Annotated in this window: 19 protein-coding genes; 10 read left to right on the top strand and 9 right to left on the bottom strand. The window is 68.4% G+C overall.

The window, feature by feature from the left end; translation table 11 throughout:
* Nucleotides 1-61: 61 nt before the first annotated feature.
* Nucleotides 62-808 carry a helix-turn-helix transcriptional regulator gene (locus NM1_RS29405; RefSeq protein ID WP_068027096.1) on the bottom strand — a complete coding sequence of 249 codons (747 nt, stop codon included), beginning with the start codon at nucleotides 806-808 and terminating at the stop codon, nucleotides 62-64.
* Between the two features lie 8 nt (nucleotides 809-816).
* The gene (locus tag NM1_RS29400; RefSeq protein ID WP_068027194.1) at nucleotides 817-1422 is read right to left on the bottom strand and encodes a nuclear transport factor 2 family protein; all 606 of its coding nucleotides are present in this window, start codon (nucleotides 1420-1422) and stop codon (nucleotides 817-819) included.
* Between the two features lie 71 nt (nucleotides 1423-1493).
* Here NM1_RS29400 and NM1_RS29395 point away from each other — a divergent pair, with 71 nt between their 5' ends.
* Complete coding sequence (locus tag NM1_RS29395) at nucleotides 1494-2270, top strand: AraC family transcriptional regulator (protein WP_068027093.1); 777 nt, start codon at nucleotides 1494-1496, stop codon at nucleotides 2268-2270.
* 31 nt (nucleotides 2271-2301) lie between these two features.
* On the opposite strand, the gene NM1_RS29390 is transcribed toward NM1_RS29395, so the two are convergent.
* Nucleotides 2302-2733: a nitroreductase/quinone reductase family protein gene (locus NM1_RS29390; RefSeq protein WP_068027091.1), complete on the bottom strand. Its 432-nt coding sequence runs from the start codon at nucleotides 2731-2733 to the stop codon at nucleotides 2302-2304.
* An 87-nt stretch (nucleotides 2734-2820) separates the two neighbouring features.
* Here NM1_RS29390 and NM1_RS29385 point away from each other — a divergent pair, with 87 nt between their 5' ends.
* Nucleotides 2821-3432, top strand: coding sequence for a TetR/AcrR family transcriptional regulator (locus NM1_RS29385; protein WP_068027191.1), 612 nt, complete (start codon nucleotides 2821-2823; stop codon nucleotides 3430-3432).
* Nucleotides 3433-3497: 65 nt separating this feature from the next.
* Here the strand turns inward: NM1_RS29385 and NM1_RS29380 are convergent, their stop codons facing one another.
* Complete coding sequence (locus NM1_RS29380; RefSeq protein ID WP_147289127.1) at nucleotides 3498-3908, bottom strand: hypothetical protein; 411 nt, start codon at nucleotides 3906-3908, stop codon at nucleotides 3498-3500.
* A 166-nt stretch (nucleotides 3909-4074) separates the two neighbouring features.
* Nucleotides 4075-4899, bottom strand: coding sequence for an alpha/beta fold hydrolase (locus tag NM1_RS29375; protein ID WP_068027085.1), 825 nt, complete (start codon nucleotides 4897-4899; stop codon nucleotides 4075-4077).
* 148 nt (nucleotides 4900-5047) lie between these two features.
* Here NM1_RS29375 and NM1_RS29370 point away from each other — a divergent pair, with 148 nt between their 5' ends.
* Both NM1_RS29370 and NM1_RS29365 read left to right on the top strand, forming a co-directional pair.
* Complete coding sequence (locus NM1_RS29370; RefSeq protein ID WP_068027082.1) at nucleotides 5048-5992, top strand: ATP-binding cassette domain-containing protein; 945 nt, start codon at nucleotides 5048-5050, stop codon at nucleotides 5990-5992.
* Nucleotides 5989-6750, top strand: coding sequence for an ABC transporter permease (locus NM1_RS29365; protein ID WP_068027079.1), 762 nt, complete (start codon nucleotides 5989-5991; stop codon nucleotides 6748-6750). Before NM1_RS29370 ends, NM1_RS29365 begins: the two co-directional genes overlap by 4 nt.
* Here NM1_RS29365 and NM1_RS29360 read toward each other — a convergent pair.
* Nucleotides 6734-9985, bottom strand: coding sequence for an ATP-binding protein (locus NM1_RS29360; RefSeq protein WP_068027076.1), 3252 nt, complete (start codon nucleotides 9983-9985; stop codon nucleotides 6734-6736). The genes NM1_RS29365 and NM1_RS29360 overlap by 17 nt on opposite strands.
* Nucleotides 9986-10105: 120 nt before the next feature.
* Between NM1_RS29360 and NM1_RS29355 the strand changes: the two genes are divergently transcribed.
* From NM1_RS29355 to NM1_RS29345, 3 genes are read left to right on the top strand one after another with little or no spacing between them, the layout of a single operon-like run.
* Nucleotides 10106-10303, top strand: coding sequence for a ferredoxin (locus NM1_RS29355; protein WP_068027072.1), 198 nt, complete (start codon nucleotides 10106-10108; stop codon nucleotides 10301-10303).
* 60 nt (nucleotides 10304-10363) lie between these two features.
* Nucleotides 10364-11572 (top strand): cytochrome P450, encoded by a 1209-nt coding sequence (locus NM1_RS29350; protein WP_068027069.1) that lies wholly within the window; start codon nucleotides 10364-10366, stop codon nucleotides 11570-11572.
* Nucleotides 11573-11615: 43 nt separating this feature from the next.
* The gene (locus NM1_RS29345) at nucleotides 11616-12260 is read left to right on the top strand and encodes a DUF4097 family beta strand repeat-containing protein (protein ID WP_068027065.1); all 645 of its coding nucleotides are present in this window, start codon (nucleotides 11616-11618) and stop codon (nucleotides 12258-12260) included.
* Nucleotides 12261-12375: 115 nt separating this feature from the next.
* On the opposite strand, the gene NM1_RS29340 is transcribed toward NM1_RS29345, so the two are convergent.
* A complete protein-coding gene (locus NM1_RS29340) occupies nucleotides 12376-12684 on the bottom strand; it encodes a hypothetical protein (RefSeq protein ID WP_068027063.1) in 309 nt (102 codons plus the stop codon).
* Between the two features lie 467 nt (nucleotides 12685-13151).
* Here NM1_RS29340 and NM1_RS42575 point away from each other — a divergent pair, with 467 nt between their 5' ends.
* Nucleotides 13152-14372 carry a helix-turn-helix domain-containing protein gene (locus NM1_RS42575; protein WP_147289128.1) on the top strand — a complete coding sequence of 407 codons (1221 nt, stop codon included), beginning with the start codon at nucleotides 13152-13154 and terminating at the stop codon, nucleotides 14370-14372.
* A gap of 111 nt (nucleotides 14373-14483) precedes the next feature.
* Here the strand turns inward: NM1_RS42575 and NM1_RS29330 are convergent, their stop codons facing one another.
* Nucleotides 14484-14834, bottom strand: a complete 351-nt coding sequence (locus NM1_RS29330; RefSeq protein ID WP_068027056.1) for an ectoine synthase — start codon at nucleotides 14832-14834, stop codon at nucleotides 14484-14486.
* Nucleotides 14812-15747 (bottom strand): alpha/beta hydrolase fold domain-containing protein, encoded by a 936-nt coding sequence (locus NM1_RS29325; protein WP_068027053.1) that lies wholly within the window; start codon nucleotides 15745-15747, stop codon nucleotides 14812-14814. The genes NM1_RS29330 and NM1_RS29325 overlap by 23 nt, the downstream gene beginning before the upstream one ends.
* A gap of 119 nt (nucleotides 15748-15866) precedes the next feature.
* On the opposite strand from NM1_RS29325, the gene NM1_RS29320 reads away from it, so the two are divergent.
* Both NM1_RS29320 and NM1_RS29315 read left to right on the top strand, forming a co-directional pair.
* On the top strand, nucleotides 15867-16244 hold the full coding sequence (locus NM1_RS29320) for a hypothetical protein (protein WP_147289129.1): 378 nt from the start codon (nucleotides 15867-15869) through the stop codon (nucleotides 16242-16244).
* Between the two features lie 199 nt (nucleotides 16245-16443).
* Entirely contained in the window at nucleotides 16444-17067 is a 624-nt protein-coding gene (locus NM1_RS29315) for a hypothetical protein (protein ID WP_068027047.1), read from the top strand.
* Nucleotides 17068-17109 lie beyond the last annotated feature (42 nt).

Raw genomic sequence — 17109 nt, 5'->3', positions numbered from 1 at the left:
GACAACTACCCCGAATCGGCCACCGATGTCCTTGTGGCCGAGGTGGATTCCGTTCGATCAGCTAGCCCTGGAGATAGGTGCCCGGCGTCCGGCCCGTCGACCGGCGGAACGCGGCGATGAAGGCGCTGGGTTTGCGATAGCCGACGGCCCGCGCGGTGGCACCGACGGAGCGGCCGTCAGCCAGGTACCGGGCCGCGGCCCGCATGCGGACGTGCGTGCGCCACTGCGCGAAGGTCAGACCGGTTTCACTGACGAACAGGCGGGACAGCGTACGGACCCCCGCATGCACCTGGTGCGCCCAGAAAGCGAGGTCGCGGGTGTCGCTCGGGTCGGCGACGATCTGCTCGGCGATCGACCGCACCCGCGGATCCGTGGGCATGACCACGTCGATGACATTGACGGGCAACGGCGTGAGGAGGTCGAAGACCAGCGGTTCGGCATGCCTGCGACCGGGATCGTCCGGATCGGCCGCGTGCAGGTATAGAACCAGCTCGCGCAGCAGGGGGCCGGTGGATACGCCGGTGGGTTCGATCCAGGAGACGGGGCAGCGGTTCGGCGCGAATCGGACGACGCAGAGCTCGCCCGCCCGCAGGGCCGTCTCCGCGTGCTCGATCCCGGGCGGCACCCACAGGCCGTATCCGGGAGGGACGAGCCAGTCGCGCGCGGGGGTACTCATCGTCACGGTCGCGGTGGCCGACCACAGCAGCATCGCTTCGTCGTGCGCATGCCAGCCGATGGTTCTGCGCGCTTCCGCTCCGTGTCGATCGATGCGCAGGATCGGTGACTCGGTGATCTCGACGAGATCCATTGCGGCCCTTACCGAGCGGCTTCTGTCTCAGCCAACCATGCGCGGCCCGCTTCCAGGATCGCCGCCTCCTGCTCGCCGAACCGGGTCGGAAATGTGCCGGTCACCGGGTACCCGGCGGTTTCGAGCAGGTAGGCGAGTGCGGCGTACTCCCGGGGATGGCGGCCGGACAGCGATTCCGCGTCGATGTCCGGGGCGCCCGCGACGCCGAACGGATAGGTGAATCCGCCCATGTCGTAGACGGAGTCGCGATGCTCGATGCGCCAGACCCCTGCGCGTCGGCTCATGCGATCGAGGAAGCGGTTGTGGATGGTCGCGCCGATCGGCACATCGGCGAGTTGCGCGAGGAGAATCGCGTTGGTCTCGACGAATGCGCGGTCCCCGGCGAAGCGGATGGCGGGAGCGCCGAGGAAGTGTTTGCTGCGCAGGCGCCCATGCCCCATGCGGCGCGAGCCGTCGATGAAGTCGCGGGCCGAGCCGGAGAACCACAGGATCCGCAGCGTGGCGTCCTCGTGGAACAACTCGGCCAGCTCGTCCCACCGCTCCCTGTCCCGATGGATCCAGCCGGTCGTCAATTCGGCGATCGCCTGGCGGTCTTCGATTCGGTTGTCGCCCATGGAGTCCTCCTTGCCCATGGCTCCACTGTTGTTGATCAACACCTCGACAACCACCGGTAAAATGACAATCTATGCCAGAAACCCGCCAGTTCGTGCCCGCGCCGGAGTCCGCCCGGCTCTGGCTGCACGGCGGACGCATGGCTACCCATCGGCACCCTCGGGGCCAGCTGATCTACCCGTCGCGCGGGATCCTCTCGACCACGACGGAGAGCGGCGTGTGGATCACACCCGCCAACCGTGTCAGCTGGACCCCGGCGGGCTTCGACCACGAGCATCGCGCGTACGGCGAAACCGACGTGCGGACGCTGCTGCTGCCGAAGGCCCTGTCCGGCGCCCTGCCGGACCGGCCGACCGTATTCGCCGCCTCACCGCTGCTGCGCGCGGCGGTGCTGCGGCTGACCGGCCCTCGGAGACCGGCGAAGGATGCGGCGCTGCGACTGCGCCGGGTCATCGTCGACGAACTGCTCGAAACGCCCGAGCAGCCGCTGCACCTGCCCAGACCGCGCGACGACCGGCTCCGCGCGGTGACCGACCTGCTGCACACCGACCCCGCCGACGGATCCTCGCTGACCGAACTGGGCCGGGTCGTCGGGGCCGGGGAACGGACCCTCAGCAGGCTGTTCCATGCCGAACTCGGCATGAGCTTCCATCAGTGGCGCGCCCAACTGCGCGTCCAGCACGCTCTCGTGCACCTCATGGACGGCCGCAGCGTCACCCGGACATCCAGCCTGTGCGGCTGGGCCAACACCACGAGCTTCATCGACGCCTTCACGGCGATCCTCGGCCAGACCCCCGGCCGCTACCAGGCGAGCCTGCCACGCGACGGGTTCGCGCAACCGGAACCTTGATTCGCAAATTACTGGGGTTCAACAGTTTTCATCACGTCGTCGGTTCGAGTTCGACTATCGGGATCGTGCGCTGGGTCTTCTGCTGATGGGTGGTGAATCGGCCCTTGTTCACGGCGTCGAGGATCGACCAGCGGCGGGCGTAGTCCGGGTCGGCGGGGAGGGTGATGCGGGCCCGGGCGCGGCGGGTGCGCGGGCCGATTCGGATCGAGCATTCGGGCCGGGCCTCGAGATTGGCCAGCCAGTCGGGCGGGGTAGGCGCGCCGCCGGCGGAGGCCACCACCAGGTAGGCCCGGCCGTCGCGGGCATAGGTCAATGCCGTGGTGCGAGGCAGGCCGGATCTGCGGCCGACGGTGTGCAGCAACAGGGTCGGGTTGCCGAACAGGAGACGGTGACCGGCCAGCCCGCGGGAATTCTCGTAGATCCACTTATGGGCGCGCAGCACCCGGTGATAGAGATCGCTCATGGCCGTCCTCGGTAGCTCGACATATCCCCAATGTAGACACTGACCACAAAGTGGTCAATGCCCACATCGGTTAGGCTCGTGCTCACCATGTCTGCCGATCGCCCGTACCACCACGGTGGCCTCCGCGACCAGCTCCTCGAACGCGCGGAGCAGGCCCTGCGCGAACACGGCGCCGAGCAACTCTCGCTGCGTCGGCTCGCCCGCGAGGTGGGCGTCACGCACAATGCGCCCAGCCGCCATTTCCCGGACAAGCAGGCACTTCTGGATGCCTTGGCGCTCAGGGGATTTCAGCGGATCGGCGAGGCCAATCGCGGCGCGGCGGCCGCGGCCGAGGGGCAATCGTTCGAGCGGCAGTTCCGCGTCCTGGCGCGCGCCTACGTCGACTTCGCCCTCGACAACCCGGCATTGCTCACCCTGATGTTCGCCCGCAAGCACAGCCCCGCCGCGGGGACGGAGGTTGCCGCCGCGGTCGAGGACGCCTTCGCCGTTCCGGTCGCGCTGACCGCCGCGGCCCAGGCGCGCGGCGAGATCGTCGAGGGCGACCCGATGCGCATCGGCTGGACGGTCGCCGTCGCCCTGCAGGGGCTGGTCAGCTTCGTCACCTCCGGGTTGGTCGCCCCGGAAGGCATCGACGACCTACTGGACGAGACGGTGACCCGCCTGACCCGAGGCCTGCTGCCGCGCAACACAACCGGCTGAAGCCACCGCGATCCGATGAACGAGCGCACAACCCGGCATCGCCTGCCCGCGCTGGAACACGAGCATCACGTGTGAAGGGCGACCTGGCCCGAGTCGGCCTGCCAATACTTCCGGTTCAGCTGGGCGTGGCCCGTTCCGGTGGTGTAAGGGACCAGCACCTGCTGGCCGTTGGCCGGGACGAGCTTGGCGGTCCAGGTCTCGGTGCGGCCGGTGCAGTGCAGGGTGATACCCGGCGGGGAGCTGACCAGCTGGATCGTGCCGCTGCCGGTGGTATCCATCTGCGCCGACACATCGAGATAGCCGATACCGCCTGTGCACGTGAAGGTTCCGGTGGCCTGCAGCCCGCCGGGCTGATTCGTGACCACCGGGTTCAGCGTGATGAAGTCGTCGTCCGCGTCGGCACCGGCGGGCGCCGCGCACAGCGCCGTGATCGAGGCGCCCGCGGCCAGGATCAACGCGATTTTTCTTCCGAACATGCCCGCCTCCTGAGGATCCCAGTGCTGACCACGGAAATCCGATCGGCGTGCGACTCCTGCGGATCGGACGACCCCTCGAGCACAATTTCCCGATGGTAGCGGGGGTGCCGGTGCCGATGAGGCGACTCGGGACCAATGCCGCAGGAATTGGGGGCCGGGCCGACTGTCACCTCATGAAGAAGTCGACGAGGGCATCGGCGATCGGGCCGGGGGCGTTCTCCGTCGGGATGTGGTCGGCGCCGGGGATCCGGATGAGCGTGGTGTGCGGGATCTCGAGAGCGAACTTCTCCGCGTACTCGACCCTTTCGAAGCCGTCGTCCTCGCCCCATATCAATAACTTGGGCGTCACCGATTGCCGCAGCGCGGGAACGAGATCCAGCGTGTAGCGGCTGTCGGCGGCGCTCGCCAGCGCCAGCCAGGAGCGGCGGACCCGCGGATCGGTCCACGGATCCACATACTCGGCGATCAGCGCCTCGGTGGCGGCGCCGGCGAGCGCGGATGTCACGGCCTGCCGACGGGCGGCGAGAATGTCGTCCGCCGCGGAGCTGTCCCGGAACCGGGCCACGTGCGGCGCGGGCCAGGAGTCGTAGGACACCGAGTTGACCAGGGCCAGCCGCGAAATCCCCAGCAGCTCATGGGCGAGCAGGTGCTGGGCGACGGCCCCGCCGATATCGTGCGCCGCCACGGCGATCGGCCCGGGGAGCCGCAGCGCCGCGGCGAATCGCACCACCCACTCGGCCAGGGCGGGGACGGTGGCCGTCTCCGGCGTGAGCTCCCCTCCCGATCGCCCCAGTCCGGGGAGGTCGACCGCGACGGGCCGCAGCCCCGCCGCCGCGAGGCGGCCCAGCACCGGCTGCCACACCCGGCTCCAATACGTCCCGTGCAGCAGCAGCACCGGCGGGCCGCCCTCGCCCGCGGTCAGGTAGCTGGCCGCGTGGCCGTCGACCTCGACCGTGGTCCTCCGCACGCCCGTCTCCGTGGTTCCAGTCATGAGACCACTGTGTCCAAGGCTCACCTTCCGGCCAAGTGGCCGAGAAGACATGTTCCATCAATTTTCTGCCACACCGCCGCCGGGCCTGTCAGCGGCCGTATCAGGTCGGCATCAGGGCCGTATCAGCCGGGATCGCGACAGTACAGCCATGAACAGCACAGCAATTGCGGCCTCCGGGCTGCGGAAGGCGTACGGGGACAAGACGGTCCTCGACGGCATCGATCTGAATATCGGCGCCGGTTCGATCTTCTCCCTGCTCGGTCCGAACGGGGCGGGCAAGACCACGACGGTGAACGTCCTGACCACGCTGCTGCAGGCCGACGGCGGCACGGCGCGCGTCGCCGGACACGACATCGCGACCGAGACCAAGGCGGTGCGCGCGGCGATCGGGGTCACCGGCCAGTTCGCGGCGGTGGACGAACTGCTGACGGGAGAAGAGAACCTGCAACTGATGGCGGACCTGCACCGCCTGCGCGGCGGCGAGAGCAAGCGCGTCATCACCGACCTGCTGGAACGATTCGATCTGGCGGAGTCGGCGCACAAGCGGGCGGCCACCTACTCCGGCGGCATGCGCCGGAAGCTGGACCTGGCGATGACGCTGGTCACCAAGCCGGACATCGTATTCCTGGACGAGCCGACCACCGGGCTGGATCCGCGCAGCCGCCGCACGATGTGGGAGATCGTGCGGGACCTGACCTCCGGCGGTGTGACGATATTCCTCACCACCCAGTACCTCGAGGAAGCCGACCAGCTGGCCGACCGCATCGCGGTACTCGACCAGGGACGCATCGTCGCCGAGGGCACCCCCGAGGAGCTCAAGCGCCGCGTGCCCGGCAGCCACGTCCGGCTCCGCTTCACCACCGTCACGGAACTGGATGCGGCGCAACGGATTCTGCCCGGCGCCACCCGCGACGACGAGGCCCTGGCGCTGCGGGTCCCCGGCAACGGCGGCACGAAATTCCTTCGCCACCTGCTGGATCGGCTCGCCGAGTACTCGCTCGAGGCCGAGGAGGTCTCGGTCCACACCCCCGATCTCGATGACGTTTTCCTTTCCCTGACCGGACACGCGACCACGGAGGTTGTCGAAAAATGAGCACCATCACAGCGTCCCTGGCCGATTCGTCGATCATGTTGCGGCGCAACTTCAAACACACCGTCCGGACCCCGGTCACCATCTTCAACGCGGCGCTGATGCCGGTCGTGATGATGCTGATCTTCGTGTACGTCTTCGGCAGCGCCTTCGACGTCGGCGAGGACTACATCGACTACGCGACACCGGGCATGCTGCTGCTGGCCATCAGCTACGGGCTGTCGGGCACCGCGGTATCGGTGAGTTCCGATATGGCGAAGGGCATCATCAACCGATTCAAGGTCATGGACGTCTCCCGCGGCGCCGTGCTGACCGGGCATGTCGCGGCCACCATCGTCACCAATGCGGTGGCCATCGCGGCCGTCATCGGCGTGGCCTTCGCGCTGGGGTTCCGGCCGTCCGCGACCGCACTCGACTGGCTGGGTGCGATCGGCGTCATGGCCGCGACCTCGTTCGCGGCGGCCTGGCTCACGGTCGCAGCGGGCATGGCGGCGAAGACCCCGGAGTCCGCGGGCATGGCCGTGGTGCCGTTGATCATGCTGCCCTTCCTGAGCAGCGCGGTCGTCCCGGCGGACAAGATGGGACAGGGCGTGCGGCAGTTCGCGCAGTATCAGCCGTTCACTCCGATCATCGAATCGCTGCGCGGGTTTCTCGGCGGCCATCCGTCGGGCGGCTACACCGCCGCCGCGCTCGCCTGGTGCGCCGGGTTCGCCCTCGTCGGATACCTGTGGTCCCGGGCCACGTTCAACAAGCGAGCGTAGCCGCGACCAGCTCCTGTGGATCCGCCATCGCACCCTCCGCCATCGCCTCGGTGAAGTCCGCTTCGCCGAGGCGATCTCGTGCTGTCTGCTCGATCCGCGCCCGGTCCGGCAGCGAGCGGTCGGGCAGCCCGCGGACCTCGGCGCTCGCCGCGAGCAGCCGCACGGCCTGCCGGTCCTGTTCCTCGCGCAGCGCCAGGTCCGCGACCCCGACGAGGGTCCGGGCCGTGAGTGGCGCGTATCCGGCCTCGGAGGCCGCACGGAAGGCCGCGGCGTGGTGCTCGCGGGCCTCGCCGAGATCTGCCGCGAGGTAACCGAGCAGGTTTCGGACCTGCGCCCGGACGTTCGCCAGCTCCGAATCGCTGCCCAATATTGTTGTCGCGACGTCGATTTGGCGATACACCTGCTCGGTGTCACCGCTCCACCGGGCCAGCTCCGCCTTCTCCAGGGCCAGCATGGCCAGTGCGTTGGGCCAGGCGGCCCGATCCGCGTAATGCTCCGCCTCGGCCAGGGCGGCCGCGCTCGCTACGGGGTCGTCCAGCAGCCGGTACAGCTGCGCCTGCCGCGATCGGATCCGGGCGACGTCCTCGAGCGTGCCGACCGGGGTGACCACCGTTATCGCCTGGTCGAAAAGTTCACAGGCGGAGGCGAATTCGCCGCGCCCGGCGAGTCGATCCGCCAGTTCGGTCAGCGCGAACGACATCCCCCAGCGCTCGCCGAGGGCGCGGAATTCGGTGAGCGCCGACTCGAGGTACTCGTCCGCCGCCTGCCCGTCCCGGCCGACCACGATCCGCATCCTGCCCATCTGCAGGCGCGCCAGGGCGCGCACCCAGGGGTCGCCGTCGGTGAGCTGCGGCTCGAACGCGGACAGCATCGCGTCCGGACCTTCCAGCAGGCGTTCCAGCGCGCCGATGAGGCCCATCGTCGGGTGCCGGGCCGCGCTGTGCCGATCGAACCGGGATGCCTTGCGGATCCAATCCTGTAGCTGGCTGGCGTCATTCGGGCCGGAGGACAGGAAATGCACCACCAGCGCGTACACGGTGGCGCGGGTCTCGTCCTCCACCTCGCCGGGCAGTTCGGCGGCCGCGGTGATCAGCTCCAGACCCTCGGCCTTGTGGCCGCCGAGCCACCAGTACCAGCCCGCGGCCGCCGCGAGCGGCATCGCTTCGGCCGCGTCGCCCGCCGCGAGCGCGCCGCGCATCGCCGCGGCGATATTGTCGTGTTCGGCCCCGAGCGTGGCGAGCCATTCCACCTGCTCTGCGCGGCGCAGGTGCGGTTCCGCGGTCGCGGCCAGATCGGTGAAGTACGAAAGATGCGCTCGGCGTGCGAGTTCCGCCTCTCCCGACTCCGTGAGCCGGTCCCGGGCGTACTGCCTGATCGTGTCGAGCATTCGGTAGCGCGGGGCGGTACCGTCGTCGACGGCGAGCAACAGCGATTTCTCGGTCAGCGCGGTCAGCAGCTCGAGCACCTCCCACTGCTCGACCGACGCATTGCCTTCTCCCCCATGATCTTCCGGCCCACCCGCGGTGCTCGACCCGCCCGCGATCGAACTGCTGCCCGCACCGGTCCCGCCCTCCCGTTCCTGGGGGCCGCTAGCCGCCGCCGCGCAAACCCGTTCTGCCGCTTCCAGACTCGTTCCGCCGGAGAATACGGCGAGCCTGCGCAGCACCATTCGCTCGGCATCGGTGAGCAGTTCCCAACTCCAGTCCACGACCGCGCGCAGCGTCCGATGCTGCGGGATGGCGGTGCGGCTGCCGCCGGTCAGCAGGCGGAACCGGTCGGCGAGGCGGTCGGCGAGCTGTTCGAGGGACATGGTGCGCAGCCGGGCCGCGGCCAGCTCGATCGCCAGCGGTATCCCGTCGAGGGCCCGGCACACGCGCACCATGGTCGCCAGCGCACGGGGATCGGCGGTGAGATCCTTGCGGACCGCACCGGCGCGGTCCCGGAACAGCTGGACGGCCGGGGAGGATTCGATCTCGGCCGGGTCGGCGTTCGCGGCCGGCAGTGCGAGCGGCGCGACCTGCCACAGCGCCTCGCCGGTGATGCCGAGCGGTTCGCGGCTGGTGGCGAGGATCCGCAGCCCGCGGCATTCGCCGAGCAGCCGGTGGGCGAAGGCCGCCGCGGACTCGATCACGTGCTCGCAGTTGTCCAGGATCACCAGCGTTTCGCGGTCGCGGATGGCCGCGATGAGCCGGTCGATCGGTTCCGCATCGGATCCGCCGCCCAGCAGCGCGTCCCGGAGCCCGAGCGCGGCGAGCGCCGACTGCGCGAGATCACCGTGCGCGCCGACGGAGGCCAGTTCCACCAGCCACGCCCCGTCCGGCAGGTCGTCGAGCATGGTCCGTGCGGTTTCCAGGGCCAGCCTGGTCTTCCCGGAACCGCCGGGCCCGGTCAACGTGGTGAGCCGGTGTTCGGCGATGAGTTCGCGCACCACGGCGACGTCGGCGTATTTGCCGACGAAGCTGGTCAATTCGGCACGCAGGTTGGTTCGGCGATCTTCCTTCCGAGCGCCCACCTCACCGCGCAGGAGTGCGACGTGCAGTTCGGACAGCTCGGGTGAGGGGTCGGCGCCCAGTTCGTCGGCGAGGGCTTCGCGGGCGCGCTCGTACACGACCAGCGCCTCGTTGCCGCGACCCGCCGCGCCGAGCGCACGCATCAGCGCGGCAACCAGCCGTTCCCGCAACGGATCCCGGGCCACCAGCTCGGTCAGCTCGGGGACCAGCTCCGCGCCCCGGCCGAGCCGGATCTCCGCCTCGTACCGATCCTCCGCCGCGGCCGCGCGCAGGCCCTCGAGACGGGTGATCACCGCGTCGAAAGCCTCGCTGTCCCGCACACCGACGTCCTGCAAGGCGGTGCCGCGCCACAGGTCGAGCGCCTCGCGCAGCAGGTCGGCCCGGTGCGCGTCGCCGCCGCCACGGGCCTGCTCGAGGAGTTGTTCGAACCGGACGGCGTCGACGGCGCCGGGCGCCACGGTCAGCCGGTAGCCGCCCGCCTGCCCGTCGAGCGAGCCGTCGGGCAGCAGTCGCCGCAGCCGGGAGACCAGGGCCTGCAGGGCATTCGCCGCATCGGACGGCGGCTTCTCACCCCAGATCCAGTCGACCAGCGTCGTTTTCGGGACCGAGCGGCCGGGTTCGAGCGCGAGCGCGGCCAGCAGCGCCCGCAACCGGACGCCCGGCACCTCGATCGATCCCCCGTCATCTGCTCGGATGTCGAGCGGTCCAAGCATTCCGATCTGCACCGGCCCATTCTGCCGCAGACGGTGTCAGGTGCGTATCAGGGCGGTGTCAGCCGGGTTGGCGACAGTACTCCCATGAACAGCACGGCAATCGCAGCTTCCCCGCTGCGGAAGGGGTGACCGATGGAGATCCGAGTGGACCGCGAGCGCTGCATCGGCGCCGGTATGTGCGTCATGACCGCCCCCGCGGTATTCGACCAGAGCGACGAGGACGGCCGCGTGCTGCTGCTGAACTCCACGCCCGCGCACGATCTGGAACCTGCCGTCGGCGAGGCCGTCCAGGTGTGCCCGTCCGGCGCGATCACCCTCGTCTCCTCCTAGATCCCGCTCCGGCCCGAGCGCCGGTCACCGTCATCTCTACTACTCGATAAGGAAAATCCGATGACTGCTCCTGTCCCCCACGGCCTCCCCGTCGAACGCACCGCGGGCCCCTTCAATCCGCCCGCCGAGATCAGCCGCCTGCGCGAGGCCCGCCCGGTGAGCCCGCTGGTCTTCCCCGACGGCCACGAGGGCTGGCTGGTCACCGGCTATGACGAGGTCCGCAAGCTCATGGCCGATACCCGGTTCAGCTCCCGCCAGGACATCGGCATCGTCCACTCGGTGGAGGACAACCCGGATATGCCCGTGCAGACCGAGCCGTCCCCGCAGATTCCGGGCCTGTTCGTCGCCATGGACCCGCCGGACCACACCCGGCTGCGGCGCAAGCTCATCGGCGCCTTCACCGTCAAGCGCATGAAGCAGCTCGAGGAGCACATCGTCGAGATCACCGAGCGGCAGCTCGACGAGATGGCGAAGCTGACCCCGCCGGTCGACCTGGTCACCGAGTTCGCGCTGCCGGTGCCGTCGCTGGTGATCTGCGAACTGCTGGGCGTCCCGTACGAGGACCGGGCGACCTTCCAGGTCAACTCCGCCAAGTTCCTGGTCCGGGAGCAGTCGCTGGAGGAGAAGATGGGCGCCTACGGCGCGATGACCACGTACCTGGCCGGACTGGTCATGAGCAAGCGCGCCGAACCCGGCGAGGACATCCTGTCCGACCTGGCGCGCGACGAGGACCTCAGCGTCGAGGAGCTGACCGGCATCGCGTTCCTGCTGCTGCTCGCGGGTCACGAAACCACCGCGAACATGCTGGGACTGGGCACCTTCGCGCTCCTGGAGAATCCGGACCAGCTCGCCGAACTGCGCGCCGACTCGGAACTGGTTCCCGAGGCCGTCGAGGAACTCCTGCGCTATCTGTCGGTCGCCGACATCTTCTACCGCTACGCCACCGAGGACATCGAGCTCGGCGGGGAAACCATCGGCAAGGGGTCGACCGTCGTCGTCTCGCTGCTGGCCGCCAACCACGATCCGCGGCGCTTCCACGACCCCGACACCCTGGACATCCACCGCCGGGCCCGCGGCCTGGTGTCCTTCGGCCACGGCATCCACCAGTGCCTCGGCCAGCAGCTGGCCCGCATCGAGATGCGCGCCGGTTTCGCCGGTCTGGTGCGGCGCTTCCCGGCCCTGCGGCTCGCGATCCCCGCCGAGGAGGTGAAGCTCCGGACCGACATGAATATCTATGGCGTTCACGAGCTTCCGGTCACCTGGGCGTAACCGGACCGGTAGCAATCATCCCGAATCACAAGGAGCTCGAGTCATGTCCACATTCACCACCCCCGAGCCGATCGACCTCAGCGTCGAGGTGCTCTCCGGCACCGTCACCGTCGTCGCCTCCGACCGCGGCGACACCGTCGTCGACGTCCGTCCCGCCGACGCGGCGAAGAAGGGCGACGTGCGCGCCGCCGAGCAGACCCGCGTCGATTTCAGCGGCGGCACGCTGACCGTGAAGACGGCCAAGGACTGGCGGACCCACACGCCGTTCGGCGGCAACCCGACGATCGAGGTCACCATCGAGGTGCCCACGGGGTCCCGGCTAAGGGCCGCCTCCGCGGTGGGCTTGCTGCGGGGCATCGGCGCACTCGGAGCCTGTGACCTGGAGGTCTCCGCGGGCGACATCATCGTGGAGCGCCCGCTCGGCTCGGTCACCGCGAAGGTCGCCAAGGGCGATATCCGGATCGGCGAGGCCACCCGCGGCGAGCTGCGCCTGGAGACGGCCATGGGCGAGCTGGAGGTGGGTATCGCCCCGGGCAGCGCGGCGCGGTTGGAGACCAACGCAACCTTCGGTACCGTACAGAACCAGATAGGGCCCGTCGGCCGCACGCAGAACAGCGGCGACACCGTGCACGTCCACGCACGAAACGCCTACGGCAACATCATCATCCACCACACCTCCACCGTCTGATACGCCCTGGCCCGTTCCCGCACCCCGCGCTCTTTCCCGCACCCAGTACAAGCGCTTGTAGAGGGTGCGAGAACGTGCAGGGGGTGCGGGAACTTGGCTCCCGCCTCTTGTGGGGTCAGAACGCGCGCCCGGAGTCGGGTCGGATGTGTCGGGCGTCGACCAGGGCCTGGTAGGCGGCGCGTTTGCGTGGGCAGTCCTCCCGGCGGCAGGTCCGGTGCTGTTGCATGGCGCGATGGGCCTGCGGCACGGTGAAGGGCCGACCCGGCGCGGTGTGCGTATAGGTCACGATCTCGAAGGTGTTCGCGGGCGCCTCGCCGAAGTCGTCGGTCTCGTCGTCGAAGTCGCCGCGTAGCAGTACTTTGACCGCCCCGCCGAAGATCACGACGAGTGCAACGAGGACCAACCAGGCAGTGGCGGTGTTCATGTCTGTCCGACCTGACAGGGGAGCATCGTCCAACGGGCGAAACTCATTCGGGGGGCGACAGTTTCGACGTCGACTATGCACATCAGTGCGTGTAGCTGGATCACGTCGAGATGGCCGGGCGACGGTGTGATCACTGCATCGACGTCAGCGGCGCGCGCTTGGTCGACCAGCGGGAGCGCGGACGGGCCGGGCCAGTACAGGGCATAGCCGAGTCGCCGCGCGAGCTGGCGGATTCTGGCGTTCTCCCAGTCGCCCCACGGGCTTATATTCGGGTCGACCCAAGCGAACGCCGTCGGATGTGTCCTCATAGCGCGTTGCCTTTGCGTGGTTCAGGTGGCGTGGAAGGGGCACCCGGCCCCAGGGAGTTGTTGAGTAGTTCGTCCTGGGGTCGGGGCCTGTCAGCAACCGTCGCAACCAGGGGTATGGATCGGTAGGTGAAAGCGTCGACAGCCGTCTACAGTTCTGGAATGACCGGCGATGCCGTGATCGGTGCAAAGCTCCGTGTTCTGCGGGAAACGGCGGGCTTCAGCCTCGCGGAGTTGGCTACTCGCGTTCCCTACAGCAAGGCGGCTTTGGGGCTGTTCGAACAGGGCCACCGGAGCATCACCTCTGAGGTCGAACGGATGTACATGGAAACTTGCGGGCCGGGGGATCCGGTTACCGTGGTGAGTGTGCTAGGCCGTGCTGACGTTGATAGACGCTCATTTCTGCGACGCGCTGCCTACTCGGTTGCACTCACAGCAACAGGGTTGGCCGCTTTGCCTGACGTGGCTCGAATAGTCGGGGTCACGGAATCTTCTCGGGTCGGTGCGGCCGAAGTTGAAGCCGTTCAACGGGTCACGGACTCGTTCGCTGCCCTGGACGAGGTCAGAGGCGGTGGATTCGGTCGAACGGCCGTTGCAGAGTTCCTGGCTACCGACGTTTCCACTCTGTTGCGTTCCCAGTTTGCCCACGAGTCGATCAAGTCTGAAATGTTCTCAGCGGCAGCTGAATTGGCGTACTTGTGCGGATTCAAGAGTCACGATGGAGGGTTGGACGCCGTTGCACAGCGCTACTACCTTGCCGCACTGAGGCTCGCCCAGGAATCCGGGATACCGGGGCGCGACGCTTGGGTGTTTCGAATTCTGTCTTTGCACTCTGCCGACGTTGGCCACCCTGACCATGCGGTCCCTCTAGCAGAAAGGGCTGTGTCTATCGCTCGGGGGAGATTCGGTCCCGACGCTATCGCTCTGCACGAGGCGGCGTTGGCACGTGCGTATGCCGAGACTGGAAACCAGCGGGGTGCGCGGGAGGTTATCTCGCGGATCCAGCCGGTAATCGACTCGCCAGATATCACAAGCGAGCTTCCCCGCTGGATCGCCTTGTCCAGCCCGAACGGTGCAACCCGGGCGACGCAGACAGCAAAAGCCTTTGCGGCTCTGCATGATTGGGGAAACGCGGAGAGGTATCAGCATCTGTCGGCGCAGGTGTGGAACCCGGGGACGCATCCCCGTATCCATGCGCTGACGAGCGCAGAGACCGGATTGATTCGATGGAGCCTCGGGCGCCATGAAGATGCCGCGAAACTGTGGCGGTCCGCCTTGCCGGTCCTTGACGCGGTGGACTCGGAGCGGACGGCGAACGTCGTTTCGAAGATTCGGAAGGTTGCTCCAGAGTTGGTGGGAAGCAACCGGATAACCGGGCAGTGAACCGTCCCTGGTTTGGGCCCGCTCCAGCCGTCCTTACTGAGGGCATCGCAAGCGATATCAGAAGTGACCGCACTCACCCACAGCGGCCGGTGCGGATATCGAACCCCGCCCTCAGTCGCTTCCGGGCGGTACGGCGGGCAGGAACACGCAGTACATTCGTAGCTGGGTGTCGGCGATGATGGTGTGGCGCTCGTGCTTGTCGAGGAGATACATGGTGCCCGGCGCCAGCGGATAGGTCACCTCGTTATCGCGATCCAGCAGTGTGCCGGTGCCTTCGATCAGCCAGACGGCCTCGACGTAGTCGGGGTAATGCAGCGGGGTCTTCGTACCGGCGGCGACCGTCGTCTCGTGGTACGAGAATCCGACCTTGTCGTCGGAGAGGATGATTCGCTTCGAGGTCCAGGTGTCGGTGTCCACCTGGCGGTCGGTTCCGGTGATGTCATCGGTGGTTCTGACGATCATGGTCGGCTCCCTTCTCCACGGTGTGCAGGAAGTCCAGTAGTTCGTCGACGGCACGGCGGGCCTCGGGGATGTTCTTCATGATCCAGTTGTGCGGCATGGCGGGATATTCGTGCAGTTCGACGGGCATACCGGCGATATCGCCGAGTTCCTTGATGCGCCGGGCGTCGGGGAGCAGGATGTCGCGATGGCCGATGAAGACGACGGCCGGGGCGAGCCCGGAGAGGTCGGCGAAGGCCGGGCTGACCTCCGGATCGTCGAGCGCGCGTTCGCCCGCGTACCACCGCCCCGCCTGTTTCAGGCCCGTCACACCGAGTTCCGGGTCGCGGTCGTCGAGGGTCAGCGAGAGCGGGTCGTCGGTGGCCAGATCGATCCACGGGGAGAACAGTGCGAGGGCCGCCGGTTGCGGCTGTCCGCGCTCGCGCAGGTGGCGGGCCAGGGTGAGCGCGAGGGTGCCACCGGCCGAATCCCCGAACACGATCCGGTTCCGAGGTTCGACATCGCCGGTGACCTCGGTGTACGCCTGCTCGATCATCGGGATGGTGGATCGGTGGTCGTGTTCGGGTGCCAACGGGTACATCGGCATCGAGTAGGTACACCCGACCCGGTCGACCATCCTGGCCGCGAAACGCCAGTGGTGCGCCTCGGGCGCCTCGACGAAACCGCCGCCGTGCATGTGGAAGATGTGCCACGGCGACGTGGGGCCGCCCACGGGCGCGAGGGTGTAGAGGTGGTGATCATCGATCACGCGCCTGGTGACCTCGTACGAATCGGTCACGCGCCGAGGCGGGCGGGAGCGCTCGGGCGCCTGGTGCTCCGGCAATCGTTCGCGCATGACGGCGGGCTCGGCATAGAAGCGCTTGTTCCGCCGCAACCGCATTCGCGCGATCATCGCCCGTGCACGCCATGACGTCATAGCCCCTCCTTCCTGGCTGCGGCGCCGCGGCCACGGTCTGCGGCTACCCGCTCGTCCACTCCGCAATCATCGGCACGGTCGGCCATTGCCTGTGACCGGAAGTACGGATACTCTTTGCAATGTCAGTGAACAGTCGTGCACTAATTTCGATCGACTGGAGCGTGGAGATGAGTCGACAGGGGACCGAGGTCTGGTCGGATCTGACGCGTCGCTGCTCGCGGGCGGTGGCCGAGGAGGTGGATTGGGCCTCGGAATTCGCGCGTGAGGTGAAGGCGGCCACGGCGGTTCGCCTCCGGCGGGCGAATCGCTCGGCGCGCCGGGCGGCGGTGGATGTCGAAGGGGAGCTGCGCGAACTGAACGAAGAGATCGCGGCACTGGCCCTGGGCGCACTGCGCGCACGGACCGACCGGCGCCGCGGCGGACGGCCCCGCGATGTGAGAAGCCGGGTGGCCGAGGCTTATTCGCGCGTCGAGTACGCGGTCGGCAGACGCATCTGATAACGCTATCTCCCTAGTGCACAACCGTGCACTACCTGCCGGGTCCACGGCGAGTCGGTGACCAAAGCGGGCGGAGAGGTGCTTGTATGCGTGAATCGGGTATGCCGAGGCACGGATGGGGTCGGCGCGTTCGCATCGCACTCCGTCCGCGCCGCATCCGATATCCATGCGGTACAGCACAATCCGAGGAGATTCGATTATGCGTAGATCCCGCTTCACCCACCGTTTGGCCGTGACGGCCGCCGCCGGGCTGGTCATGGCCGGTCTGGCGAGTGGCCCCGCCGCCGCGGATCCGGCGCTCGAGTGGACGAGCGCCGTGCAGCACCTGCGGACCGCCGCCGCCGGCAACCCCGCCGCCGAACAGGCCGTGGACCGCTTGATCGCCTCGTCACCGGGCGCCGTCGACGTGGCACTGCCCGCACAGCCGTTCCAGATTCCGGCGCAGTCCGATATCGGCCGCGGCGGCGGGCCCGGCGTCTACGGTTCGGGAATCGCGCTGGGCCTGGACGGATTCCGGTTCGGGTTCTTCGGCGGACCCGGCACCATCGCGCCGAATCAGAGCGGCGCGAAACTCGAGGTGGTGTGGATCAACCTCGCCAACTTCCGCAGCGGAACCAATGTGCTCATCGAGCACAACGACGTTCCCGTGGACACCACCATCCGCACCGCGGTCCTGGATCCCGGCCCCGGCCCGGTCGTGGCCGCGGTCTACGGCACGCTGTGGCACCGCTGGTCCGTGCCGGTGAGCGACGCGAATCCCGATGGCTACCAGTATCAATTGGGCACCGTCTCGGTTCCGTCCTTCGGCGCCGTCTACAACTGATACGCCCGACAGCGGCGCCCGGCCCTCGGGTCGGGCGCCTTC

The sequence above is a fragment of the Nocardia mexicana NBRC 108244 genome, from assembly GCF_001613165.1.
Classification (GTDB): domain Bacteria; phylum Actinomycetota; class Actinomycetes; order Mycobacteriales; family Mycobacteriaceae; genus Nocardia; species Nocardia mexicana.
The sequence above is the reverse complement of the archived record's forward strand: the minus strand, read 5'-3'. Positions and strand labels throughout refer to the sequence as shown.